This window comes from Geodermatophilus telluris, assembly GCF_900102745.1.
Classification (GTDB): Bacteria; Actinomycetota; Actinomycetes; order Mycobacteriales; family Geodermatophilaceae; genus Geodermatophilus; species Geodermatophilus telluris.
Window position 1 is genome coordinate 620,074 of sequence record NZ_FMZF01000001.1, and the last position, 23,245, is coordinate 643,318.

The window sequence follows — 23,245 nt, forward strand, 5'->3', positions numbered from 1 at the left end:
GGTGTCACGGTCGTCAGTCCCACTCGAGCCCGCCGCGGCGCCACACGTAGGCGTAGGCGAGGAACACCGTCGCGATGAACACGACCATCTCGACCAGGCCGAACACGCCCAGCGCGTCGTTGGCGACGGCCCACGGGTAGAGGAAGACGATCTCGATGTCGAAGACGATGAAGAGCATCGCCGTCAGGTAGTACTTCACCGGGAACCGGCCGCCCTGCAGCGGCTGGTCGACCGGCTCGATGCCGCACTCGTAGGCCTCGAGCTTGGCCCGGTTGTAGCGGCGCGGGCCGACGAACGGCGCGACCGTCACGGAGAACAGCGCGAAGGCCGCGGCCAGCGCGAACAGGCCCACGATGGGCACGTAGGTCGAGAGCACCGGCTCCCCCCTTCGACGATCCAGGACCACGGGCGGCGCTTGTGAAGAAATTCACAAACCGTCGGGGACGAGCCTATGCCTCCCTCCGGAGGATGAGAAGCACGGGGGGTGAGTGAGTTCACATCTGCGCGTCACGGTCTGGTCACGCTCCGGCCGGAGCGGGCTCAGACCGACGGCGTCAGGCGGGTGAGGACGGCGACGAGGCGGTCGAAGCGGTCGCCGTCGCGGCCGTCGGAGAGGTTGCCCATCAGCCGCAGCGCGGCGGCCACCATCCCCGGTCGCTTGAGCCCGTGGGCGGTGGCGAACCGGACCAGCCCCGGCCGGTCGAGCAGCGCGAGGAACGCCGTCCCGAGGCGGTGGTGGCGGCCGTACTCCTCGCGCAGCCGCTGCGGGTAGCGGCGCAGCACCGCCTCCCGCGCGGGGCCCTCCGGCGCGGCCAGCGCCGCGGCCGCGGTCTCCCCCGCCATCCGGCCGGTCTCCAGCGCGTAGCTGATGCCCTCGCCGTTGAACGGGTTGACCACCCCGGCGGTGTCGCCGGCCAGCAGCAGGCCGCGGGTGTAGGCCGGGCCGCGGTTGAGAGCCATCGGCAGCCCGGCGCCGCGCAGGGGGGTGACCGCGTGCTCCTCGCCGAGCTGCCACTCCGGCGGGAGGCTGGCCAGCCACCGCCGCAGCACGGTGCGCGGGTCGGCGTCCCCGCCGCGCCGCGTGTCGAGGAGCCCGAAGCCGACGTTGGCGGTGCCGTCGCCCATGCCGAACGACCACCCGTAGCCGGGCATCGCGTCCGCGGTGGGCCCCTCGGCGGAGAGGTCGAAGGAGATGTCGAGCCAGGGGTCCTCGCCGCGCGGCGTCTCGACGTAGCGGCGGACGGCGACGCCGAGCGGGCGGTCCTCGCGGCGGGTGAGCCCGATGGCCTTGGCCAGCCGGCCCGACAGGCCCTCGGCGGAGACCACCAGCGGGGCGCGCCAGGTGACCGGCTCCTTGCCCGGCCCGGCCTGCGCGTGCACGCCGGCGACCCGGCCGGCGTCGTCGAGCAGCGGCCCGGTGACGGTGACCTCCTGCTCGAGCCGGGCACCGGCGGCGACGGCGTGCTCGGCCAGGAGCGGGTCGAGGTCGCGGCGGGCGCGGATGAGCCCGTAGGAGGGCCAGGAGTCCAGCGTGGGCCAGTCGACCTCGACCACCTGGCCACCGCCGAAGACCCGCAGGCCCCGGTGCCGCACCCAGCCGGCGGCCGGGGAGACGTCGACGCCCATCTCGTCGAGGGCCCGCACCGCCCGGGGCGTCAGGCCGTCGCCGCAGACCTTCTCGCGGGGGAAGCGCGCCTTCTCCAGCACCACGGCGTCGAGGCCGGCGGTCGCCAGTGCCCAGGCGGCGGCCGAGCCCGCCGGTCCGGCCCCGACCACCACGACGTCGGCGCTGCCCCCGGCGGTCGGATCGGTCACGCGCTGGCCCCCTCGGTGCTCGGCTGCGGCCCTCCCGGACCGCCGTCCGAGCCTAGGCGCGGGTGCCGGCCAGGGCCGCCCGCACCTCGTCGTCGGTGGTCTGGCCGAAGTCGTCGTAGTACCGGCCGACCGCGCCGAACGGCACCGGCGTGCGCAGGCAGACCACCTCGTCGGCGTCGAGCTCGGCGCACACCTCGGGCGCCCCGACCGGGACGGCGACGACGACGGCGGCGGGACCGGTCCCGCGCACGGCGGCCAGCGCGGCGCGCACGGTGGAGCCGGTGGCCAGCCCGTCGTCGACCAGGACGACGGTGCGCCCGGCCAGGCGCGGGGGCGGCCGGTCGCCGCGGTAGGCCTCCTGGCGGCGGCGCAGCTCGGCGAGCTCGGCCCGGCGGACCGCGGCGGCCGCCTCGTCGTCGACCGCGTGGCGGGCCAGGACCGCCTCGCTGCGGACGGTCTCCACGGTGTCCCCGACGGCGGCGAGCGCCCCCATCGCCAGCTCCGGGTGGCCGGGCAGGCCGAGCTTGCGGACGGCGACGACGTCGAGCTCGGCCCCCAGCGCGGCGGCCACCTCGGCGGCGACCAGGACCCCACCGCGGGGCAGGCCGAGGACCAGCGTCCCGGGCCCGAGCGGGACGGTGGCCGCGCGGTCGGGGTCGGTCAGCAGCGCGGCGAGCTCCCGGCCGGCCTCACGCCGGTCGGCGAAGGGACGGCGGCCGTCGTCCACCGCGCGGACGGGTCAGACCGGCTGTGGCCCCGAGGGCGGCGGCGCGGTCGGGTCCGTGGGGCTGGGCTGCGGGAGCGGGGCCGGTGAGGGCGGCGAGATCGGGTCGACCGGCGACGGCGACGGGCCGGGCGGCTCGGGCAGCGGTGTCGTCATGGAGCGACGCTACAAGGACCACGTCGCCCCCCACACCACGCTGCGCACGGTGCGGGTCCCCGCGACGCGGCCGTTCCGGCAGGTCACCTACGGGCGGACGGCGCGGTGCAGGGCGACGATGCCGCCGGTGAGGTCGCGCCACTCGACGTCGGCCCACCCGGCGGCCTGGATGCGCGCGGCCAGCGCCGGCTGGTCGGGCCAGGCGCGGATCGACTCGGCCAGGTAGACGTAGGCGTCGGGGTTGCTGCTCACCGCGCGGGCGATCCGTGGCAGCGCCCGCATCAGGTACTCGGTGTAGACGGTGCGGAACGGCGCCCACGTCGGGCTGGAGAACTCGCAGACCACCAGCGTCCCGCCCGGCCGCACCACGCGGGCGAACTCGCGCAGGGCCACGTCGGGGTCGGCCACGTTGCGCAGCCCGAAGGAGATCACCAGCCCGTCGGCGCTGGCGTCGGCCAGCGGCAGCGCCATCGCGTCGCCGGCCACCTTGGGCACCGGGCGCGCGGCCCCGGCGCGCAGCATCCCCTGGGAGAAGTCGCAGGCGATGGCGTGCACGCCCGCGGCGGCGAGCTCGACGGTGGACACCGCGGTGCCGGCCGCGACGTCGAGGACGACCTCGCCCGGCCGGGCGCCCAGCGCCTCGCGGGTGGCCCGCCGCCAGCCGGCGTCCAGCCCGCCGGAGAGCACGGTGTTGGTGACGTCGTAGCGGCGCGCGACCCGGTCGAACATGGCCGCGACGTCGCGGGGCTGCTTGTCCAGCCCGGCCCGCAGCCCGGTGTGTGCGCTGTCTCGCCGGGAACCCACGGCGGCCGACGCTACCGGGCTCCTACCCTGGTGCCGTGACCGCGGCTGCGCTGACCTCGCCGGACGCCGCCGCGCCCGCCGTCACCACGGTCCGGCTCGCCGACTCCCCCGACCTGCTGCGCCTGCTGCCCCGCGACGGTGCGCTGTCCTGGGTACGCCGCGGCGAGGGCCTCGTCGGCTGGGGCCAGGCCGACCGGCTGGAGGTCTCCGGGCCCGGCGCGCTCGCCGAGGCCGCGGCCTGGTGGGCCGAGCGCAGCGCCGGCCTGGTGGTCGACGACGGCGTCGGCGTCCCCGGCTCGGGCCCGGTCGTGTTCGCCAGCATCGCCTTCGACCCGGTCGCGGGGACGTCGGTCTTCGTCGTCCCGGAGGTCGTCGTCGGCCGCCGCGGGAGCGTGGCCTGGCTGACCACCACCGGTGACGCCGACCCGCGCGAGGTGCTGGCGTCCGCGGGGTCGCTGCCGCCGGCGCCGTCCCGGCTGCGCTACGCCGACGGCGTGCTCGACCCCGCCTCCTGGTGCTCGGCCGTGGCCGCGGCGGTGGCGCGCATCGACGACGGCGACCTGGCCAAGGTGGTGCTCGCCCGTGACCTGCTGGTCACCGCCGACGCCCCCCTCGACCCGCGCCGGCTGCTCGACCGGCTCGCCGCCCGCTTCCCGGACTGCTGGACGTTCGCCGTCGAGGGGCTGCTCGGCGCCACCCCGGAGCTGCTGCTGCGGCGCACCGGCCGCCGGCTGTCCGCGCGCGTGCTGGCCGGCACCGCCCCGCGCGGCGCGGGCGCCGAGGACGAGCGGCTGGCCGCGGGGCTGCTCGACAGCGCCAAGGACCGCGCCGAGCACGCCCTCGCCGTCGACTCGCTGGTGCGCGCGCTGGACCCCTACTGCACCGCGCTGTCGGTGCCCGAGGGCCCCTCGCTGCTCACGCTGGCCAACGTGCGCCACCTCGCCACCGACGTCACCGGCACCCAGCGCCGGACGGGCCGCCGCGGCTCGGCGGGCCTGCTGGAGCTGGTCGACGCGGTGCACCCGACGGCGGCCGTCTGCGGCACCCCGCCGGACCGGGCCGCCGCGCTCATCGCCGAGCTCGAGGGGCTCGAGCGCGGCCGCTACGCGGGCCCGGTCGGCTGGCTCGACGCCCGCGGCGACGGCGAGTTCGGCCTGGCGCTGCGGTGCGCCCAGCTGTCCGACGACGACCCGTGCTCGGCACGGCTGTTCGCCGGCTGCGGCATCGTCGCCGGTTCCGACCCGGCCGCCGAGCTGGCCGAGACCCAGTCGAAGTTCGCCGCCGTCCAGGCCGCGCTGGAGGGCTGACCGCCGTGGTCCCGGACCTGTCCTGGGACCACGGCGCGCACTACCGGCCGCTGTTGCGCCCACTGGCGCATCACTGCGACTAAAGCCCGAAAAGCGCATCGCAACTCGAGCGTTAGGGTTGCCGCTCAAGTCGGCGCTTGAGATCTGCTCGTCGCACCTGCGCCCACACACCGTGTGCGCGGACGGCGAATCGAGCTGGACCCCGTCCGAGCCTCCTGGCAACCGTCAACGCCAGCGCAGGCATCCCCAAACCGCCGATCCAAATGCTACCTACGACAAGCCAACGAATCTCCGTAGTCGACTGGTATGCCATAACGAACAAAGCGGATGTCATCGACAGCCAGAAGAAGCCGCGGAAGAATGACATGATCAGCCGGTCAGTGACCGAAGTTCCCAACTGAGCTTGCCACAGACTCTTGGTCAGACCCACCATAACTGCAGCAAGTCCCGCCACGAAGGCGGTCAATCCCAGAAAGCGCCACGGCCACGGCCACGCCGTTTCTGGGGCACCCCAAATCCATTGAGCCACCACTACGAGGACAGCCACGGTCACACCCGATGAAGCAGAGAAACGCAGGAGCCCGCCTCTCACCTTAACCGCTGGCATCGAGTGCAGCACTTGAAACCTTCTCCGCAATCCTCGATCAAGAGCCTCAATGGACCGACGGTAGTAGATGTTGTCCGCCGTCTCTTGACCCGTGTACGACGTTACCGCTAGTGAGAGCACCACAGCAAGCAGGCCGAGGCACGTCAGGATCGCGGCCATGACCGGTCGGCTATTTGAATCCTCCGCAAACCACTGCGTCAAGGCGATGGCTAGGGCGAGCGCAGAAGTCAATAGAGCTGAGAATGCGGCGACCTGAGCCCACGCGTAGGCGTTAACATAGGCTTTGACCTCGTTCGACTCCTTGACCTCAGACGGCCGCGGCGTCACAAGAGCGAGTGCAATGCTGAGCGTGGCCTCCAAGGCCAAGAGCCCAAGTACTACATCCGTGGCCTTGTCCAGCGACAGTTCAGCGTCCCCCAACAATTCACGCCAGCGCAGATTGGACCCATCGTGGGGGAACGCCTGGAGATTACCGAGGGCCTGCAACATCAGGAGGACAACTAGTGCCACTAGCGCTACCCCCAGCAACCTAACCGGCCAAGCTCGGCGCACTGCACGGGCATGCACCTCAAAGATGCGCTCAAAGTCTGGCGGCGGAGGCGCAGAGTTGCCCCCAAGTGGCGAAGTCGCCGTACTGCTTGCCATCAGGAGTGCCACCGATTCATGACGCCGATCATCTCATCGACCGACTGCTTCACGTTCGTAGACGCGACCCTGCAAACCTCGTGCCACAATTTTCACACTGGCCTCGTGCGTCCGTTGTCGCTCGGCTGACTGCAGCAGCCAAACGTCGGGTTTTCGCTCAGCGGGATATGCGTGTGCAGCTACCAACGCCGCCTCCTCGTCGACGAGGCCGACGACGGGGCCACGACCGCCGGGTGGCGGTCGGGGCCCCGTGGCGTCGAGAGCGGTCGCGTCAGTCGACGTAGTTCACGTGCACGTGGTCCATGTGGTTGGCGGTCGCGCTGCCGCGGTCCTCCATGGCCTTCCAGGTGCCGGTCGGCGAGGTGAGGATCCGCTGCTGCCAGATGACGTAGGAGACGCCGAGCTCCTCCCAGTGGTCGACGTGGTACTGCGCGATCGCGTCGCCGAGGGCGGCGTCGGACAGCACCATGTAGTCCAGGGCCAGGCCGGACGGGTGGCCGTTGGGGTCGACGGCGCTGGCGCGGGTGCCGCCGAGGCTGATGTCCGCGGCACCGGGCACGTTGCTGACGACGGCGTCCGCGGCCGCCTGCACGACGGAGTGCACCGAGCCGGCGGAGTTGGTGATCGTCGCGGTCGCGGTGGTGGCCGTGGCCGGCGCGACGGCGAGGCTGGTCTGGGCCAGCGGGGCGACGGCGGCGGCGGGCGCGGACTCGCCGGCCTGGGCCGGGGCGGCGGCCTCGGCGGTCGTCGCGGTCGCCGACCCGGCGAGCTCGAGCACCTGGCCGGGGTAGATCCGGTTCGGGTTGCCGCCGATCGTCTCGACGTTGCGCTGGTAGAGGTCGCGCCACTTCTCGCCGTGGGCGGCCGCGATGGTCGCGATGGTGTCGCCGCGGTGGACGGCGTACTCCCCGGCGGAGGCGGCGTGCCGGCCGTAGTCGTCGGCGTCGTGCGCCTCGGCGTCGTGGTCGTGCTGCTCGGCGGCGGGCGCCTCGGCGGCCGGCTCGGCGGCGGGTACCTCGGCGGCGGCCGCGGTGCTGCCGCCGGCCAGGTACTTCCCGCAGCTCGGCCACGCGCCGATGCCCTGGCCGGCGAGGACGCGCTCGGCGACCTGGACCTGCTGGGCGGGGGTGGCGAGGTCGGCGCGCGGCGCGAGGTCGGTGCCGCCGAACGCGGCCCAGGTCGACTGGCTGAACTGCAGGCCGCCGTAGTAGCCGTTGCCGGTGTTGGTGCTCCAGTTGCCGCTCGACTCGCACTGGGCGACGCCGGTCCAGTCGTGACCGGCGGACGCGGAGGCGGGCGAGCTGAGGACGCCGAGCCCGACCACGGTGGCGCCGGCGGCGACAGGGGCCCGGGCGATGACCTTCTTGGTGCGGACGTAGCGGGGTGCGCGGTGCTTGGCCATGGTGATGATCTCCCGATCACCGCCGGCGAGGTGAGCTGTCGGGTTCGGGCGATCGGTGCCCGGCCGCGGGACGCGGCTTCACCCCGGAGGCGCGCACCGACGGGCCCCGTGGACCGTCACGCGCCGGAAGTGGTTCCCCCACCCCTGCCCTGGGACGTGGTGTCAGGCGACCGGTGGGCAGGGTTTGGCGGACCGGCGCCGCGCTCTGTCTTCGCTGAGCGCAGCCAAAACGCTACGTGCGGTCATGTCGAGTGTCGCCGTGTCCTGGGTCACACCCGGGCCTCCCGCGGCGTGTCGCGACCGGCGTGGCGCCGTCCGGGCGGGGCCGTGACGGACCGTTCCCGCTGGTCAGCGCGACGCCGTCCGGCCACACCAGGATGAGTCGAAAAAGTGACGGGGAGTCCGCGGGCGCTCACGCCAGCGTGCGGACGGCGGCGTCCCGGACGGCGACCGCGAGGTCGGCCTCGGCGCGCTGGTCGGTGCGGACGACGACCACCCGCGGCCCGCCGAGCGCGAGCGCGGCGGTCAGCTCCTGCGCGGTGGTCACCGCCGTCGCGGCCCAGCCCAGCGCCTCGGCGACGGCGACCAGGTCGCGGCCGTGGGGTGTGCCGAACACCCGCCGGTAGTCGCGGGCGTGGGCGGGGCCGCCCGGCTCGAGCTGGGCGAAGATCCCGCCGCCGTCGTTGTCGGGCACCACCACGGTGAGGTCCGGTCGCGGTTCGCCCTCGCCGGTCAGCAGTCCCTGCAGGTCGTGCAGGAAGGTGAGGTCGCCCATGAGCGCGACCGCCGGGCCGCCGTGCACCAGCGCCGCCCCGACCGCGGTCGAGACCGTGCCGTCGATGCCGGCGACGCCGCGGTTGGCGAGCACCGTGAGGTCGCCGCGGGGGACGGCGAGCCGGTCGACGTCGCGCACCGGGGTCGAGGAGCCGAGCACCAGCAGGCCCCCGGCGGGCAGCGCGGCCACCACGTCCCGGGCCAGGCGGGCGGCGGTCAGCCCGGGTGCGGCGTCGAGCAGCGCGTCGACCGCCGTCCCCACCCGGCCGGCCGCGTCCCGCCACGCCCCCGCCCAGCCGTTGCCGGCCGGCGCCCCCGCGGGGAGCGCGTCCCGGCCCACGGCCGCGCTGGTCCGGCCGGCGTCGGGCCAGCGCGGCGCCACGGCGACGGTCTGCACCCGCACGCGCGCGTCGGCCAGCAGCGCCGACACCGGCCGGGACAGCGTGGGACGGCCGACCACGACCACGCGCTCCGGGCGGTGCGCGTCGAGCCACCCGGGTGCGCCGAGCAGCAGCGCCCCGCCGCGGACCGCGTCGCCGGTCCAGGCGCCGCCGCTGGGCTCGGCGACCACCGGCCAGCCGGCTCCGGCGGCGCCCGCGGCCCACGCCCGGCCGACGGCGTCCGGCCCGTCCCCGACGACGACCAGCGTGCGCGGGCCGGCGTCGACCGGCGCGGACGCCACCGGAGCGGGTGCCCCGGCGGTCCAGGGCGCCCCGCCGTCCCGCCCGGCCCACGGGCCGGTGGGCACCCCGGGCTCGCCGTCGGGCAGCAGCGGCTCGCGGAAGGGCAGGTTCAGGTGCACCGGGCCCGGGTCGGCCGACAGCGCGCCGGTGGCCGCCAGCACCGCCCGCGACACCAGCGAGCGCCAGTAGCGGTTCTGCGCCTCCTCGCGGCCGGCCTCGGGCACGCCGACGTCGGCCGCCCAGCGCACCGCGCCGCCGTAGAGCCCGGGCTGCTCGACGGTCTGGTTGGCGCCGGTGGCGCGCAGCTCCGGCGGGCGGTCGGCGGTCAGCGCCAGCAGCGGGACCCCGCTGGCGTCGGCCTCCAGCACCGCGGCGTGCAGGTGCGCGGCGGCCGTCCCGGAGGTGGTGAGCACCGGCACCGGCCGGCCCGACGCGCGGGCCAGGCCGAGGGCGAGGAAGGCCGCCGTCCGCTCGTCGGTGCGCACGTGCAGCCGCAGCACGCCGGCCCGCTCCGCCGCGGCCAGCGCGAGCGCGACCGGCGCCGAGCGCGAGCCGGGGGCCAGCACGGCGTCGGTGACGCCGTGGCGGGCCAGCTCGTCGACCAGCACGCGGGCCAGCGCGGTGGCGGGGTTCACGCCGCCAGCACCGCCGCGAGCCGGCCGGACCAGCGCGTGGCCGTGCCCGGGCCGGCGGCGACCGCGGCCAGCCGGTCGGGCACCACCGCGCGGACCGGCAGCACGCCGTCGACCGGGAGCAGCGGCGCCGACGTCACGTCCTCCGCCAGCAGCGCGACCGTGGCCAGCCCGCAGGCGAAGGGCAGCTCGGGCAGCGCCGCGGCCAGCGCCACCCCCGCCGCGATGCCCACCGACGACTCCAGCGCGGAGGAGACGACACACGGCAACCCGTGCGCCTCGGCCACCCGCAGCGCCGCGCGCACGCCGCCCAGGGGCTGCACCTTGAGGACGACGACGTCGCAGGCCTCCCGCAGGTCGACCGCGAGCGGGTCGGCCGCGCGCCGCACGACCTCGTCGGCCGCCACGCGCACGTCCACCCGGCGGCGCAGCGCGGCGAGCTCGTCCAGACCGGCGCAGGGCTGCTCGACGTACTCCAGCCCGACGCGGTCGAGCTCCCGGATCCGCGCGACGGCGGTGTCGACGTCCCAGGCGGCGTTGGCGTCCACCCGCACGGCGCCGCCGGGGCCCAGGGCGTCGCGCACGGCCTCCACCCGGGCGAGGTCGTCGGCGGGGGTCTGGCCCGGCTCGGCGACCTTCACCTTCGCCGTGCGGCAGCCCGACGCCGTCACGATCGCGTGCGCCCGCACGGCGTCGACCGCGGGCACCGTGACGTTGACCGGCACCGTGTCGCGCACCGGCGGCGGCCAGCCCCCGGACGCCGCCTCCGCCGCGGCGGCCCACCAGCGGCGGCTCTCGGCGGCGTCGTAGTCCCAGAACGGGGAGAACTCGCCCCAGCCGCCCGGGCCGCGCACCAGCACCCCGTCGCGGACGTCGATCCCGCGGAAGCGGGTGCGCATCGGCACCGACCACACCGCCAGCTCCTCGATCCCCGGCGGGACGGCGGCGGTGATCACGCCCGCAAGCGTATGGCCCTCCTGCGGGGGCCCGCCGCGAGCCCACGAGTGGTGGGGGGCGGCAGGGTCCCCTTACGTACCCTGGTTCGCCGTGCCCCGGCAGCTGACCGTCCTCCCCGCGCCGGACTCCCCTGACGCCGTCCTCACCACCGTGCTGCCGGCCGTCCGCGCCGCCCTCGACGGCGGTGCGCCGCTCGCCGTCCTACCTGCCGGCCCCGCCGCGGCGGCCGCCCGCGAGGTCCTGGCACCCGGCGAGCCGCTGGAGGACGGCGCCGACCTCGTCGTGGTCACCTCCGGCTCCACCGGAGGTGGGCGCGGCGTGCTGCTGCCCGCCGCGGCGCTGCGGGCCTCGGCCACCGCCACGCTCGACCGGCTGGGCGGCCCGGGCACCTGGCTGCTCGCCCTGCCGGTGCCGGCGATCGCCGGCCTGCAGGTGCTCTGCCGCTCGGTGCTGGCCGGCACCGAGCCCACCGTCCTGCGGGCCGGGGAGCCGCTGGCCGAGGCGGTCACCCGCACCGGTGGCGACCGCCGCTACACGGCGTTGGTGCCCACCCAGCTGCGCCGGTACCTGGAGCGCGAGCCGGCGGCGCTGCGCGCCTTCGACGCCGTGCTGGTGGGCGGCGCCGCCACCGACCCGGGGCTGCTCGCGCGCGCCCGCGAGGAGGGGGTGGCCGTGGTGACCACCTACGGGATGACCGAGACCGCCGGGGGTTGCGTCTACGACGGCGTCCCGCTCGACGGCGTCCGGGTCCGCGTGGACGACGAGGGGATCGCGGTGGCCGGCCCGGTGCTGGCCCTGGGCTATCGGCGCGACCCCCGGGGCACCGCGGAGGCCTTCACCGGCGGGGAGTTCCGCACCCGCGACGCCGGCTCGATCGGCCCCGACGGTCGGCTCACCGTCACCGGCCGGCTCGACGACGTCGTCGTCACCGGCGGGGTGAACGTCGCCCCGCAGGCGGTCGAGGGCGCGCTGCGCGAGCACCCCTCGGTGGCCGACGCGGTGGTGTTCGGCCGGCCCGACGAGGAGTGGGGGCAGCGGGTGGTGGCCGCCGTCGTGCCCGCGCCCGGTGCGGTGCCCGAGCTGGGTGCCCTGCGGCCGTGGGTGGTCGAGCGGCTCGGCGGCCCGTCGGCCCCCCGGGAGCTGCACCTGCTCGAGACGGTGCCCACCCTGCACACCGGCAAGCCCGACCGCCGCGCGGTCGCCGCCGCGGTGGAGGACCGGGCATGACGGCGACACCTGCGCAGTGGGTGGCCGGCGCCCGGCCCCGCACGCTGCCCGCGGCCCTCGCCCCGGTGCTCGTGGGCACCGGCGCCGCGGCCGCGCTCGACGGGTTCCGGCTCGTGCCCGCGCTGCTGGCGCTGCTGGTGGCCCTGGCGCTGCAGGTGGCGGTCAACTACGCCAACGACTACTCCGACGGCCGGCGCGGCACCGACGCCGTCCGGGTCGGGCCGATGCGGCTGGTCGGCTCGGGCGCGGCCTCGCCCCGCGCGGTGCTGACGGCGGCGCTGCTCGCCTTCGCCGTCGCCGGTGTCGCGGGGCTGGTGCTGGCCGCCCTGTCGAGCTGGTGGCTCGTCGCCGTCGGCGCGGTGTGCATCGCGGCGGCCTGGACCTACACCGGCGGCCCGCTGCCCTACGGCTACCGCGCGCTGGGCGAGGTGTTCGTCTTCGTCTTCTTCGGCCTGGTCGCCGTGGCCGGGACGACGTTCGTGCAGACCGGCCGGGTCGAGGGGCTCGCGCTGGCCGCGGCGGTGCCGATCGGGCTGCTGTCGGTGGCGCTGCTGGTGGTCAACAACCTGCGCGACGTCGAGGGCGACGCGCGGGTGGGCAAGCGCACGCTGGCGGTGCTGCTCGGTGACACGCGGACCCGGTGGTTCTACGTCGGGCTGCTCGCGGTCGCCGTCGCCGTCGTCGTCGCGATCGGGGTGGACCGGCCGTGGGCGCTGCTCGCGCTGGCCGCCGCCCCGCTGGCGGTGCCGCCGTCCCGCGTGGTGCTCTCCGGCGGCCGCGGGCCGGCGCTGATCGCCGCGCTGCAGGCGACCGGCCTGCTCACGCTGGCCACCGGCGTGCTGCTGGCGGCCGGCCTGGCCCTGTCGGGCTGAGCGTCAGGCCGCGGCGTCGCCGCTGAGCCGGGCGCGCAGCTGCTCCTTGGCGCGGCGCTTCTCCTCCGCGCGCAGCACCAGCGCCACGCTCAGCCGCTCGCGCGAGCGGCGCAGCAGGAAGTACGCGACCGGCATCGACAGCACCAGCCCGAAGAGGAGGCCCGACCAGAGGTCCAGGCCGACCATCCACAGGACGACGGTCAGCACCGCGAACACCGCCAGCCGGCCGACGGTGTGGATCACCAGCCAGGGCAGCACCTTCGGGCGCTCCGCAGCCGTCCCGGGCGTGCGGTCCTGCTCAGCCATGACGGCCCTCCCACTTCGTCGACAGCACCACGGTGGTGCGGGTCCGGGCGACGCCCTCGATCCGGTTCAACGCGTTGATGGCCGCCTCCAGTGCCGGGATGTCGGTCACCCGCACCTTGAGCACGAAGGCCTCGCTGCCGGCCACCCGCCAGCAGTCCTCCACCTCGGGCATCGCGCGCAGCGTCGCCTCCACCCCGGTGTCGTCGACCGAGTCGCTCTCGATGACGCCGACCAGCGCGGTGACGTCCAGGCCGAGGGCGGCGGGGTCGACGACGGCGCGGTAGCCGGTGATGACGCCCGCGGCCTCCAGCTTGCCGACGCGCTCGTGCACCGACGGCGCGGAGAGGCCGACCTGGCGCGCCAGCTCGGCGTAGCTGGCCCGGCCGTTGTCGCGCAGCAGCTCGATCAGCTGGCGGTCGACGGCGTCGATGGGTCTCTCCGTCCTGCTCGGGGCCGGGGCGGTGTCGCGCTCCGGCCCCCGAGTATCCCCGCGTGCGTACATTGACGGCACGGACCCGTCGAGGAGGGGGTGGCGAGGGTGTTCGCGGTGCTGCTGGTGGTCGCGGTGCTCGTGGTCGTGCTCGTGGTGCGCGCGACGGCCGCTGCCGGGAGCGGGGTGCGCCCGCCGCGGCCTGCCCGCCGTCCGCGCCCCCCGCAGGCGGCCCGTCCGGTCGCCCCCGACGACGACCCCGAGTTCCTCCGGGAGCTCGCCCGCCGCGTCCGCCGCGACGACGGCTCCCCCGCCTGACGCAGTAGCGGGCACTTCCGCGGAGTTGCCCCGTGCACGTCCGCGGAGTTGCCCGGTGCACGTCCGCGGAACTGCGTGCGCTAGGCGGCGCGGCCGCCGAAGAGGCGGCGCCAGCCGCGCCGGCCGGGTGGTCCCGGGTCGTCCGCGGGCACGGGCACCGGCGGGACGGCGTCGATGCGGGCGGTCTCCGCCGCGGCGTCGGTCGAGCCGGGCCAGCCCAGCCCGCCCCCGGTGGTGGTGTCGCCGGGCCAGCCGAGTCCGCCCTCGGTGCCCTGCGTGGAGCCGGCGCCCTCGGTGGACGCCGACGCCTGCCGCCGGGCGAGCGCGGCTGCGACGATCGGGTCGGTGCCGGCGTCGTCAGCGGCTGCGTGCCTAGCCACGGTGGCCTCCTCGCCGGTCCCCCGCACGTGCGGTCATGCGGGGAATGGAAGCACGCAACCGACCCGCCCGGGGCCCGCACCCCTGCTCAGGGGGCGGGAGTGCCCTGCTGGGACGGGTGGTGCGGACTCAGTTCACGCCGCCGTAGCTGTGCAGGCCGGTGGACACCATGTTCACGTAGAGCAGGTTGAACACCATGACCGCCAGGCCGACGACGTTCACCCACGCCGCGGACCGGCCGCGCCAGCCCGCCGTCGTCCGGGCGTGCAGGTAGGCGGCGTAGACGACCCACGCGATGAACGCCCAGGTCTCCTTCGGGTCCCAGCCCCACGGCCGGCCCCAGGCGCTCTCGGCCCAGATGGCGCCGGCGATGACGGCGAAGGTCCAGATCGGGAAGCCGAAGACGACGGTGCGGTGCGCCACCCGGTCGAGCGTGGCCGCGTCGGGGATGCGCGCCACCAGCCCGGCCGGGTCGCCGCCGCGGGCCTCGTGCCGCGACCGCACCAGGTACAGGATGCTGGCGATGCCGCTGACGAAGAAGACGCCGAAGCCGAGGATCGCCGTCGTCACGTGGACGGCCAGCCAGCTCGAGCGCAGCGCGGCCACCAGCGGGCCGTCCTCGACGTAGAGGAACAGGCCGATCGCCACCAGGCTGACCACGACCGGGGCGAGCACGAACAGGCCCAGGTGCCGCAGGCCCGGCGAGCGCACCGCCAGCACCACGAAGGCCACCACGGCGACGAGCACGACGGCGGTCGCGAACTCGTACATGTTGCCCCACGGCAGCCGGTCGGTGGCCAGGCCGCGGGCGACCAGGACGCCGGTGTGCGCGACCGCGCCGAGCGCCGTGAGCAGCATCGCGACCCGGCCCCAGCGGCGCACCGCCGGCGGGTCGGCCCGGTGCGCGGACGCCGCGGGGGCGCCGGGCTCGACGGGAGCACCGGCGCCGACCAGCTCGCGGGCGCGGGCGGGCCGGCGGCCGAAGGCCAGCTGCGCGCAGAAGGCCACGACGGCCAGGGAGTAGAGACCGACGCTGCTGGAGAACAGCGTGTCGGAGAGGGCGGCCAGCTGGTCAGCGGTCACGCGGGGAGGCCTCCGGTTCCGGTGCGGCCCCGTGGGACGGGGCGCGGTCTGCAGCGCGGGCCGCCAGGGCCGCCCGCAGGTCGTCGGTGAGCGCGGCGGAGCGCGGGGCGCCGTCGCCGCTGCCGCGGGTCAGCACGCCGACGCCGAGCACGGTACCGCCGTCCGCGGGGGCGGCGGTGGCGCGGGCGAAGACCCGCTCGCGGCGCACCAGGAGCATGCCGAGCAGGCCGACCAGGACGGCGATCGCGGCGACGAGCACCCACACCTGGCCGGGGTCGTGCGAGAACTGCAGGGCGGCGTACTCGGCGACGCCGGTGAAGGTCACCGTCGTCCCGTCGGGCAGCGTCGTCGACTCCCCCACCCGCAGGTTGGCCGAGCCGACCTCGGTGAGCCGGCCGCGCTCGATCTGCGAGGTGTCCAGCGAGTACACCGACTGCGGCAGGCCGGAGTCCAGGCCCAGGTAGCCGCGGTAGACCACGACCGCGACCTGCGGCGCCAGCGGCTGCGGGTCGATCGAGGTGAGGATGCCGTCGCGGACGACGCCGGTCGGGGCGAAGAAGCCCTGCAGCGCGAGCTGGTCCTCGGCGCCGGCGCCCAGGTCGGGCAGCTTGAGCGCGCCCTCGCTGGCCATGGTGCTCTGCTCGGTGGGCAGGAACGGCGCGGAGACGTCGTCGAACGTCGACCCGTCGGGCAGCGTCACGGTGAACCGCGGGGCGAACCCGTGGCCGGTCACGTAGACGCGGTCGCCGTCGACCCGCAGCGGGTCGTTGACGCCGATCGTCGTGGGCCGGCCCTCCTGCCCGGGCGGCCCGTAGGTGATGTCGGCGGTGAACGAGGCGGCCGTCAGGTTCTCCTCGTACTCGGCGCGGAAGTCCTCGAGGCCGACGCAGACCGGCGTCAGGTCGCTGCCCTCGACCAGCGCGCCGGAGGAGTAGGTGTCGTACTGCTGGAACGAGTTGCAGAACCGGCCGCCCTCGGTGACCAGGATGCTGCCCTCGTAGCCCCACAGCTTCCCGCCGGCCAGGGCCACCAGCAGCGCCAGCAGCGCGAGGTGGAAGAGCAGGTTGCCGGCCTCCTTGAGCAGCCCCTTCTCGGCCGACAGCTCCGCCTGGCCCCCGCGCTCGCGGCGGACGACGCGGTAGCGGCGCACCCGCAGCTCCTCCTCGACGACGTCGAGGGCGTCGGCGGCCGGCAGCGGGGTGGGCAGCTCCGCGGCGTCGGGCAGCCGGGAGAGCCGGCGCGGGGCCGGCGGCGGCGGGGTGCGCAGCGCGCGGGCGTGCTCGAGCGCGCGGGGCAGCACGCAGCCGACGAGCGAGACGAACAGCAGCAGGTACACCGCGGCGAACCACGGGGAGCTGAAGACGTCGAACAGGAACAGGTCGTCCAGCACCGGCGCGAGCGTCGGGTGCTCGGTGAAGTACTGGGCGACGTTGGCCTGCGACAGGGAGCGCTGCGGCAGCAGCGAGCCGGGGACGGCGGCGAGCGCGAGCAGGAACAGCAGCACGATCGCCGTCCGCATGGCGGTGAGCCGACGCCACTGGCGCAGCAGGAACCCGCCGAGCCGGCGGGCGGCCGACGGCCGGGCGGGGGGCGGCGGGGGCGTGGCGGCCGACCGCGGCGGGGCGGTGACGGTCACAGCAGCGACTCCCCCAGGCCCGAGGCCGCCAGCCAGGACCGCAGCCAGGACATCATCTCGCTCCAGGCGCCGGTGACCAGCAGCAGGCCGACGAGCACGAGGACGGCGCCGCCGAAGCGGGTGACGGTGCGGGCGTGCCGGCGCAGGAACGCCGTCGCCCCGACCGCCCACCGCGCGCCGAGCGCGACGAGCACGAACGGCACGCCCAGGCCCAGGCAGTAGGCCACCGACAGCAGCGCGCCCCGGCCGGCGGTGGCCTCGGTGTAGGCCAGCGAGTACACCGCCGAGAGCGTGGGCCCCAGGCACGGCGTCCAGCCCAGGCCGAAGACGACCCCGAGCAGCGGCGCGCCGGCCAGGCCCGCGGCCGGCCGCACCGACAGCCGGGCGGTACGCTGCAGCAGCGGCAACCGGCCGAGGAAACCCAGCCCGACGACGATGACGACGACGCCCATGACCCGGGTGATCACGTCGTCGTACTGCACGAGCAGCCGGCCCAGCCCGCCGAAGGCGGTGCCCACGGCGACGAACACCGCGGTGAAGCCGAGGACGAACAGCACCGCCCCGAGCACCATCCGCCCGCGGGGCGAGCGCTCGTCGGCGCGGACGGCGGTGGCGGTGGCGGCCGTCGCCCCGGCGCCGTCCCCGGCGAGTGCCGGGGCGGTGGTCCGGGCGCCGCTGGCCGCCCCGCTGCCGACCAGGCCGGTGACGTAGGAGAGGTAGCCGGGCACCAGCGGCAGCACGCACGGCGAGGCGAAGCTGACCAGGCCGACGAGGGCGGCGACGGCCGCGGCGACGAGCAGCGGGCCGTCGGTGACCAGCGCGGCGAGCTCCTGCCCCACCTCAGCCCTCCCCGACCAGCGAGTCGACGACCGCGCGCAGGTCGTCCTGGGCGACCTCGCCGGTGTAGACGGCGGCCACCCGGCCCTCGCGGTCGAGCACGATGGTGGACGGGATCGCCGTGGCCGGGTAGTCCCGGAACGCGAGGGCGACCTCGCCGGCGGGGTCGTAGAGCGAGGGGAACTCGATGCCCTCGCTGTCGACGAACGCCTGCGCGAACTGCTCGTCGGTCTCCTTGACGTTGAGGCCGAGGAACGCCACGCCCTCGTCGCGGACGTCGGCGTAGACCTCCTGGAACTGCGGCGTCTCCACCCGGCACGGTGGGCACCACGAGCCCCAGAAGTTCAGCACGGCGACCTGACCGTCGAGCTCGGCCGAGGTCCAGTCGCCGCCACCGAGGAGGGTGCCGCGGAAGTCGGGGGCGGCGGCCCGCTCGGCCTCGGCGATGACCTCGCCGGCCGGGGTCGCCGCGACGAAGCGGAACTGGCCGCCGTTGGCGACGTCGACCTGGCCCTCCCCGGTGGAGCAGCCGGTGAGCACGCCGAGCGCCGCCACCGCGGCGAGCGGGGCCCGCCTCATGCCCCGGGCACCGCGTCGGGGTCGGTGGCCCCGGCCGGCTCGGCGTAGGAGACGCCGACCACCCGGTCGCCCTCGTAGGTCACCGAGGTCACGCTGGCCAGCCCGCACTGGCGGCGGCGCGGGTCGTGGGCGTAGCGGCGTCCCTCCAGGTGCAGCCGCAGCGTCCAGATGGGCAGCTGGTGGCTGACGCAGACGGCGGCACTGCCGCGGGCGGCGTCGCGGGCGGCCTCGACGGCGGCCAGCATGCGCGCGGCGATCTCGACGTAGGGCTCGCCCCACGACGGCCGCAGCGGGTTGCGCAGCTTCCACCAGTGCTGGGGGGAGCGCAGGGCGCCGTCGCCGACGCCCACCCGCAGCCCCTCGAAGGCGTTGCCTGCCTCGATGAGCCGGTCGTCGACGGCCACCGGCAGGCCCAGCCGCTCGGCGAGCGGTGCCGCGGTCTGCTGAGCGCGCTCCAGCGGGCTGGACACCAGGTGGGTCACGCCGCGGCCGGCGAGCCACTCCGCCGCCGTCCGGGCCATCCCCTCCCCCGCCGCCGAGAGCCGGTAGCCCGGCAGCCGGCCGTAGAGCACGCCGGCGGGGTTGTGCACCTCGCCGTGCCGCAGCAGGTGCACCACCGTCGTCGCGTCCGTCACGGGGAGAGCTCCTGCGCGTCCTTGGCGGCCTCCTCGGGCGGCGCGTCAGCCGGGTCGGCGGCCGCGGCGGCGCGGGCGGCGGCGGGCAGCGCGGCGAGCACCCGCTCCACCGCCGCGTCGTCGAGCGCGGCGTTGACGAACCACGACTCGTAGGCCGACGGCGGCAGGTACACGCCGCGGGCGAGCATCTCGTGGAAGAAGGCGGTGTACGCGGCGGTGTCCTGGGTGCGGGCGTCGTCGTAGTCGCGCACCTGGCGCTCGTCGGGCACGAAGAACACCGAGAACATCGAGCCGGCCTGCTGCACCCGGTGCGGGACGCCGGCGGCGAACAGCGCCGCGCTGGTGGCGCCGCGCAGCACCGCGGCCACCTCGTCGCAGCGGGCGTACACCTCGTCGGTGCAGTGCCGCAGCGTGGTCAGCCCGGCGGCGACGGCGACCGGGTTCCCGGCCAGCGTGCCGGCCTGGTAGACCGGCCCGGTCGGCGCCAGGTGGTCCATGAGGTCGGCGCGGCCGCCGAACGCCGCCGCCGGCAGACCGCCGCCCATGACCTTGCCGAAGGTGAACAGGTCGGCGTCGACCGGGTCGTGGCCGTACCAGCCCGAGCGGGACACCCGGAAGCCGGTCATCACCTCGTCGAGCAGCAGCAGCGCGCCGTGCGCGGCGGTGATCCGGCGCAGCTCGGCGTTGAAGCCGTCCCGCGGCGGGACGACGCCCATGTTGCCCGGCGCCGCCTCGCTGACGACGAGGGCGATGTCGGAGCCGCGCTCGGCGAACACCCGCTCGACGGCGGCGACGTCGTTGTAGGGCAGCACCACGGTGTCGGCGGCCGCGCCGGTGGTGACGCCGGGGGTGTCGGGCAGGCCGAGGGTGGCCACGCCGGAGCCGGCCGAGGCGAGCAGCGCGTCGACGTGGCCGTGGTAGCAGCCGGCGAACTTGACCACGACCGGCCGACCGGTGGCGCCGCGGGCCAGCCGCACCGCCGAGAGCACCGCCTCGGTGCCGGAGTTGACCAGCCGCACGCGCTCCACGGGGGGCATCCGCGCGCTGATCTCCTCGGCGAGCTCCAGCTCCCCCTCGGTGGGGGTGCCGAAGGAGAACCCGCGGCGCGCGGCGGCGGTGACCGCCTCGACGACGGCCGGGTGGGCGTGGCCGAGGATCATCGGCCCCCACGACGCGACGAGGTCCACGTAGCGGCGGCCGTCGGCGTCGGTGAGCCACGGGCCGGAGCCGGAGGTCATGAAGCGCGGGGTGCCGCCGACGGCGCGGAACGCGCGCACCGGGGAGTTCACGCCACCGGGGGTGACGCGCTGCCCGCGCGCGAACAGCTCGGCCGAGACGGGTGCCGCGTAGTCGTACCGGGCGGTGTCCAGCGAGGTCACGGCCCCAGTGTCCTCCTCCCGCCCGGGCGGCCGTCGGGGGCGTCGGGGTCGGCGCGCTGTGACGTCGCCCTCGCCGGCACCGCGCCGAGCAGCGCGGTGCCCAGGGCGGCCGGGTCGCGGGTGGGGACCAGCACGGTGCGCCCGTCGGCCAGCCGCAGCGGCAGCCCGCTGCGGCCGCGCGGCACCGTCCAGCCGCCACCGAGGACGGGGGCACCGGCGTCCACGCCCGCCGTCCCCTCCCGCACGGCGCGCAGGTGCGCGGCGTCGACGTCGGCCAGCGCCACCCGCTCACGACCCACCGACAGCGCGCCGTCGGGCCCGCCCGGGTCCACCCGCACCGTCCAGGCGCGGCGCGCGGCCAGGCAGACGGCGGCGACGACGCCGGGCACCGCGAGCGCGGCGAGCGCCCACAGCGGCGGCGGCACGTCGATCCCCGGCAGCACGGCGTCCAGGACGGCGAGGAGCCCGAGGACCCCGGCGGCCAGCCAGAACGGCCGCCAGGAGCCCCCGGGCTCGACGTAGGGCATCAGCGCAGCAGGCGCGCGGCCTCGACGGCCCAGTAGGTGAGGACCTGGCCGGCCCCGGCCCGCCGGATGGCGGTGAGCGTCTCGAGGATCGCCCGCTCGCGGTCGATCCAGCCGTTGCGGGCGGCGGCCTCGACCATCGCGTACTCACCGCTGACCTGGTAGGCGCTGACCGGGACGTCGACGGCGTCGGCGACCCGGGCGACGATGTCGAGGTAGGGCAGCGCCGGCTTGACCATGACGGCGTCGGCGCCCTCGGCGAGGTCCTGCGCCACCTCGCGCAGCGCCTCGTCGGCGTTGGGCGGGTCCATCTGGTAGGTCGAGCGGTCGCCGAACTGGGGCGCCCCCTCGGCCGCCTCGCGGAACGGGCCGTAGAAGCCGCTCGCGTACTTGGCGGCGTAGGCGAGGATCGGCGTCTCGGTGAACGCGCGGGAGTCCAGCGCCCGGCGGATCGCCGCGACCTGCCCGTCCATCATCCCGCTGGGGGCGATGACGTGGGCGCCGGCCTCCGCCTGCGCGATGGCCACCGAGGCGTACCGGTCCAGGGTCGGGTCGTTGTCGACGACGCCGGCCGGGGTGACCACCCCGCAGTGCCCGTGCGAGGTGTACTCGCACAGGCACAGGTCGGCCACCAGCACCAGCTCGTCGCCGAGGTCGGCCCGCAGCTGGCGCAGCGCCACGTTGACGATGCCGTCGGCGGCGTCGGCCTGCGAGCCGACCTCGTCCTTCTCGGCGGGGACGCCGAAGAGGACCAGCCCGCCGATGCCGGCGTCGGCCGCCTCGTGCGCGGCCTTGCGCAGCGAGTCGAGCGTGTGCTGGACGACGCCGGGCATCGAGCCGATCGGCTGGGCCTCGGTGATGCCCTCCTTGACGAACACCGGCAGCACCAGGTCGGCAGGGGCCACCCGGGTCTGCGCGGTGAGCCGGCGCAGCGCGGGCGTCGACCGCAGCCGGCGCCCGCGCGCGAAGCCCGGGTTCGACCCGCCCTGCGCCGCGGTCACTCCCCGGCCTCCGCCCGCCGCGCCTCGGCGAACTCGGCCAGCGCGTCGACCAGCGGGCCGACGGCGGCGGTCTCGGGCTGCACGTCCACCCGCAGGCCGAACTCCTGCGCGGTGGCGGCGGTGGCCGGGCCGATGACCGCGACGACGGTCTTGGCGTGCGGCTTGCCGGCGATGCCGACCAGGTTGCGCACGGTGCTCGACGAGGTGAAGCACACCGCGTCGAAGCCGCCGCCCTTGATCGCCTCGCGCACCGGCGCCGGCGGCGGGGCCGCCCGCACGGTGCGGTAGGCGGTCACGTCGTCGATCTCCCAGCCGCGCTCGACCAGGCCCGCGGCGAGGGTCTCGGTGGCGATGTCGGCGCGCGGCAGCAGCACCCGGTTGATCGGGTCGAGGACGTCGTCGTACTCGGGGAAGTCGGCCAGCAGGCCCTCGCTGGACTGGGCGCCCGTGGGCACCAGCTCGGGCACGATGCCGAAGGCGCGCACCGACTCCGCGGTCTGCTCGCCGACGCAGGCCACCTTGACGCCGGCGAACGCGCGGGCGTCGAGGCCGAGCTCGGCGAACTTCTCGCGCACGGCCTTCACCGCGTTGGCCGAGGTGAACACGATCCAGCCGTAGCGGCCGGTGACCAGGCCCTTGATCGCCCGGTCCATCTGGGCCGCGCTGCGCGGGGGCTCCACGGCGATGGTGGGCACCTCGACCGGCACCGCGCCGTAGGCCCGCAGCCGGTCGCTCATCTCCCCGGCCTGGTCCTTGGTGCGCGGCACCAGCACCCGCCAGCCGAACAGCGGCCGGCTCTCCCACCAGGAGAGCTTGCCGCGCTTGTCGACGGCCGCGCCGACGGTGGCCACGACCGCGCCGGTGAGCGCGTCGACCCCGGCGGTCTTCTCGGCCACGGCCGACAGCTTGGCGACGACGCTCTTCTGGCCGGTGCCCGAGCCGCCGGCGGTGACCACGACCGGCGTGCTGCCGGACAGGCCGCCCTCGACGAGGCGGGCCGCGGCGTCGGGGAGCTGCTCGGCGCCGGCCTGCAGCACGACGGGGGCGCCGAGCGCGGCGGCCGCGCCGGCCAGCGCCGGGAGGTCGGCCGTGCCGTCGCGGAGGTCGGCGGTCAGCGAGGTGCCGCCGAGGGCCACGCCGGCGAAGGCGGGGACGGCGGTCGCGGGCGCGACGCCGGGGACGACGTCGAAGGGCACCGAGGTGCGGCCGACGGCGAGCACCTCCTTGACCGCGGCGTCGGAGGTGAACGGGTCGCCGGCGACCAGCCGGACGACGACGTCGCCGTTCTTCGCCGCCGCGACCGCGCCCTTGGCGACGTCGGCCGGCTCGCCGTTGACCGGGGTCAGCTCGAGGCCGGGGCGGCTGTCGCGGACCGCGTCCTGCACGGGCGCGGGGACGTCGGGGTCGACGAGCACGACCCCGGCCTCGGCCAGCGCGGCCGTGGCGCGGGCGGTCAGCATGCCGGGGTCGCCGGGGCCGGCGCCGACGAAGACGACGCGGCCTGGGGTCTTGCGGAAGCGCGTCATCGCGTGCT

Annotated in this window: 24 protein-coding genes and 1 riboswitch; of the genes, 4 read left to right on the plus strand and 20 right to left on the minus strand. The window is 76.3% G+C overall.

The features are described 5' to 3' along the window. Positions 1-13 precede the first annotated feature (13 nt). From BLQ97_RS02990 to BLQ97_RS03005, 4 genes are all read right to left on the minus strand, one after another. A complete protein-coding gene (locus BLQ97_RS02990) occupies positions 14-376 on the minus strand; it encodes an NADH-quinone oxidoreductase subunit A (protein WP_091363044.1) in 363 nt (120 codons plus the stop codon). Between the two features lie 164 nt (positions 377-540). Continuing rightward, entirely contained in the window at positions 541-1,815 is a 1,275-nt protein-coding gene (locus tag BLQ97_RS02995; protein ID WP_091363046.1) for a geranylgeranyl reductase family protein, read from the minus strand. Between the two features lie 52 nt (positions 1,816-1,867). Next, complete coding sequence (locus BLQ97_RS03000) at positions 1,868-2,542, minus strand: phosphoribosyltransferase (RefSeq protein ID WP_091363048.1); 675 nt, start codon at positions 2,540-2,542, stop codon at positions 1,868-1,870. A 240-nt stretch (positions 2,543-2,782) separates the two neighbouring features. After that, the gene (locus BLQ97_RS03005; protein WP_091363050.1) at positions 2,783-3,499 is read right to left on the minus strand and encodes a demethylmenaquinone methyltransferase; all 717 of its coding nucleotides are present in this window, start codon (positions 3,497-3,499) and stop codon (positions 2,783-2,785) included. Positions 3,500-3,534: 35 nt separating this feature from the next. Between BLQ97_RS03005 and BLQ97_RS03010 the strand changes: the two genes are divergently transcribed. Beyond that, entirely contained in the window at positions 3,535-4,806 is a 1,272-nt protein-coding gene (locus BLQ97_RS03010) for an isochorismate synthase (protein WP_091363052.1), read from the plus strand. 112 nt (positions 4,807-4,918) lie between these two features. On the opposite strand, the gene BLQ97_RS03015 is transcribed toward BLQ97_RS03010, so the two are convergent. The 4 genes from BLQ97_RS03015 to BLQ97_RS03035 form a co-directional block, all read right to left on the minus strand. Further along, entirely contained in the window at positions 4,919-5,902 is a 984-nt protein-coding gene (locus tag BLQ97_RS03015) for a hypothetical protein (RefSeq protein WP_139173425.1), read from the minus strand. Between the two features lie 427 nt (positions 5,903-6,329). After that, entirely contained in the window at positions 6,330-7,460 is a 1,131-nt protein-coding gene (locus BLQ97_RS23770; RefSeq protein ID WP_139173426.1) for a LysM peptidoglycan-binding domain-containing protein, read from the minus strand. Positions 7,461-7,464: 4 nt separating this feature from the next. Further along, a riboswitch (cyclic di-AMP (ydaO/yuaA leader) is annotated at positions 7,465-7,632 on the minus strand. Between the two features lie 240 nt (positions 7,633-7,872). Then, complete coding sequence (gene menD / locus BLQ97_RS03030; protein ID WP_091363056.1) at positions 7,873-9,552, minus strand: 2-succinyl-5-enolpyruvyl-6-hydroxy-3-cyclohexene-1-carboxylic-acid synthase; 1,680 nt, start codon at positions 9,550-9,552, stop codon at positions 7,873-7,875. Further along, positions 9,549-10,505, minus strand: a complete 957-nt coding sequence (locus BLQ97_RS03035) for an o-succinylbenzoate synthase (RefSeq protein WP_245691749.1) — start codon at positions 10,503-10,505, stop codon at positions 9,549-9,551. The genes menD and BLQ97_RS03035 overlap by 4 nt, the downstream gene beginning before the upstream one ends. A gap of 91 nt (positions 10,506-10,596) precedes the next feature. On the opposite strand from BLQ97_RS03035, the gene menE reads away from it, so the two are divergent. Continuing rightward, complete coding sequence (gene menE / locus BLQ97_RS03040) at positions 10,597-11,733, plus strand: o-succinylbenzoate--CoA ligase (RefSeq protein WP_091363057.1); 1,137 nt, start codon at positions 10,597-10,599, stop codon at positions 11,731-11,733. Continuing rightward, positions 11,730-12,605: a 1,4-dihydroxy-2-naphthoate polyprenyltransferase gene (locus BLQ97_RS03045; protein WP_091363058.1), complete on the plus strand. Its 876-nt coding sequence runs from the start codon at positions 11,730-11,732 to the stop codon at positions 12,603-12,605. Before menE ends, BLQ97_RS03045 begins: the two co-directional genes overlap by 4 nt. Before the next feature lie 3 nt (positions 12,606-12,608). On the opposite strand, the gene BLQ97_RS03050 is transcribed toward BLQ97_RS03045, so the two are convergent. Then, positions 12,609-12,911: a DUF4229 domain-containing protein gene (locus tag BLQ97_RS03050; protein ID WP_091363060.1), complete on the minus strand. Its 303-nt coding sequence runs from the start codon at positions 12,909-12,911 to the stop codon at positions 12,609-12,611. Beyond that, positions 12,904-13,413, minus strand: coding sequence for an Lrp/AsnC family transcriptional regulator (locus tag BLQ97_RS03055; protein WP_217637015.1), 510 nt, complete (start codon positions 13,411-13,413; stop codon positions 12,904-12,906). Before BLQ97_RS03055 ends, BLQ97_RS03050 begins: the two co-directional genes overlap by 8 nt. A gap of 27 nt (positions 13,414-13,440) precedes the next feature. On the opposite strand from BLQ97_RS03055, the gene BLQ97_RS03060 reads away from it, so the two are divergent. Continuing rightward, a complete protein-coding gene (locus BLQ97_RS03060) occupies positions 13,441-13,659 on the plus strand; it encodes a hypothetical protein (RefSeq protein WP_245691751.1) in 219 nt (72 codons plus the stop codon). 80 nt (positions 13,660-13,739) lie between these two features. Here BLQ97_RS03060 and BLQ97_RS03065 read toward each other — a convergent pair whose 3' ends face one another. The 10 genes from BLQ97_RS03065 to BLQ97_RS03110 form a co-directional block, all read right to left on the minus strand. Continuing rightward, on the minus strand, positions 13,740-14,039 hold the full coding sequence (locus BLQ97_RS03065) for a hypothetical protein (RefSeq protein ID WP_139173427.1): 300 nt from the start codon (positions 14,037-14,039) through the stop codon (positions 13,740-13,742). A 127-nt stretch (positions 14,040-14,166) separates the two neighbouring features. Beyond that, entirely contained in the window at positions 14,167-15,120 is a 954-nt protein-coding gene (gene ccsB / locus BLQ97_RS03070; RefSeq protein WP_091363066.1) for a c-type cytochrome biogenesis protein CcsB, read from the minus strand. Next, a complete protein-coding gene (resB, locus tag BLQ97_RS03075; RefSeq protein ID WP_091363068.1) occupies positions 15,110-16,756 on the minus strand; it encodes a cytochrome c biogenesis protein ResB in 1,647 nt (548 codons plus the stop codon). Before resB ends, ccsB begins: the two co-directional genes overlap by 11 nt. After that, positions 16,753-17,595, minus strand: coding sequence for a cytochrome c biogenesis CcdA family protein (locus BLQ97_RS03080; protein WP_175471564.1), 843 nt, complete (start codon positions 17,593-17,595; stop codon positions 16,753-16,755). Before BLQ97_RS03080 ends, resB begins: the two co-directional genes overlap by 4 nt. A 1-nt stretch (position 17,596) precedes the next feature. After that, positions 17,597-18,172 carry a TlpA family protein disulfide reductase gene (locus tag BLQ97_RS03085; RefSeq protein ID WP_091363069.1) on the minus strand — a complete coding sequence of 192 codons (576 nt, stop codon included), beginning with the start codon at positions 18,170-18,172 and terminating at the stop codon, positions 17,597-17,599. Further along, positions 18,169-18,807, minus strand: coding sequence for a histidine phosphatase family protein (locus tag BLQ97_RS03090; RefSeq protein ID WP_091363071.1), 639 nt, complete (start codon positions 18,805-18,807; stop codon positions 18,169-18,171). The genes BLQ97_RS03085 and BLQ97_RS03090 overlap by 4 nt, the downstream gene beginning before the upstream one ends. After that, positions 18,804-20,186, minus strand: coding sequence for a glutamate-1-semialdehyde 2,1-aminomutase (hemL, locus tag BLQ97_RS03095; protein WP_091363073.1), 1,383 nt, complete (start codon positions 20,184-20,186; stop codon positions 18,804-18,806). Before hemL ends, BLQ97_RS03090 begins: the two co-directional genes overlap by 4 nt. Then, positions 20,183-20,713 carry a hypothetical protein gene (locus BLQ97_RS03100; RefSeq protein ID WP_245691753.1) on the minus strand — a complete coding sequence of 177 codons (531 nt, stop codon included), beginning with the start codon at positions 20,711-20,713 and terminating at the stop codon, positions 20,183-20,185. The genes hemL and BLQ97_RS03100 overlap by 4 nt, the downstream gene beginning before the upstream one ends. Beyond that, positions 20,713-21,711, minus strand: coding sequence for a porphobilinogen synthase (hemB, locus tag BLQ97_RS03105; RefSeq protein WP_091363075.1), 999 nt, complete (start codon positions 21,709-21,711; stop codon positions 20,713-20,715). The genes BLQ97_RS03100 and hemB overlap by 1 nt, the downstream gene beginning before the upstream one ends. Beyond that, the gene (locus tag BLQ97_RS03110; RefSeq protein ID WP_091363077.1) at positions 21,708-23,237 is read right to left on the minus strand and encodes a uroporphyrinogen-III synthase; all 1,530 of its coding nucleotides are present in this window, start codon (positions 23,235-23,237) and stop codon (positions 21,708-21,710) included. Before BLQ97_RS03110 ends, hemB begins: the two co-directional genes overlap by 4 nt. Between the last annotated feature and the right edge of the window lie 8 nt (positions 23,238-23,245).

Excerpts from the sequence above, each read along its gene's own strand:
- BLQ97_RS03100 (WP_245691753.1), bottom strand. The coding sequence starts at position 20,713 with ATGCCCTACGTCGAGCCCGGGGGCTCCTGGCGGCCGTTCTGGCTGGCC.
- BLQ97_RS23770 (WP_139173426.1), bottom strand. The coding sequence starts at position 7,460 with ATGGCCAAGCACCGCGCACCCCGCTACGTCCGCACCAAGAAGGTCATC.
- BLQ97_RS03015 (WP_139173425.1), bottom strand. The coding sequence starts at position 5,902 with ATGTTGCAGGCCCTCGGTAATCTCCAGGCGTTCCCCCACGATGGGTCC.
- BLQ97_RS03110 (WP_091363077.1), bottom strand. The coding sequence starts at position 23,237 with ATGACGCGCTTCCGCAAGACCCCAGGCCGCGTCGTCTTCGTCGGCGCC.
- BLQ97_RS03045 (WP_091363058.1), top strand. The coding sequence starts at position 11,730 with ATGACGGCGACACCTGCGCAGTGGGTGGCCGGCGCCCGGCCCCGCACG.
- BLQ97_RS03085 (WP_091363069.1), bottom strand. The coding sequence starts at position 18,172 with ATGAGGCGGGCCCCGCTCGCCGCGGTGGCGGCGCTCGGCGTGCTCACC.
- BLQ97_RS03055 (WP_217637015.1), bottom strand. The coding sequence starts at position 13,413 with ATGTACGCACGCGGGGATACTCGGGGGCCGGAGCGCGACACCGCCCCG.
- BLQ97_RS03050 (WP_091363060.1), bottom strand. The coding sequence starts at position 12,911 with ATGGCTGAGCAGGACCGCACGCCCGGGACGGCTGCGGAGCGCCCGAAG.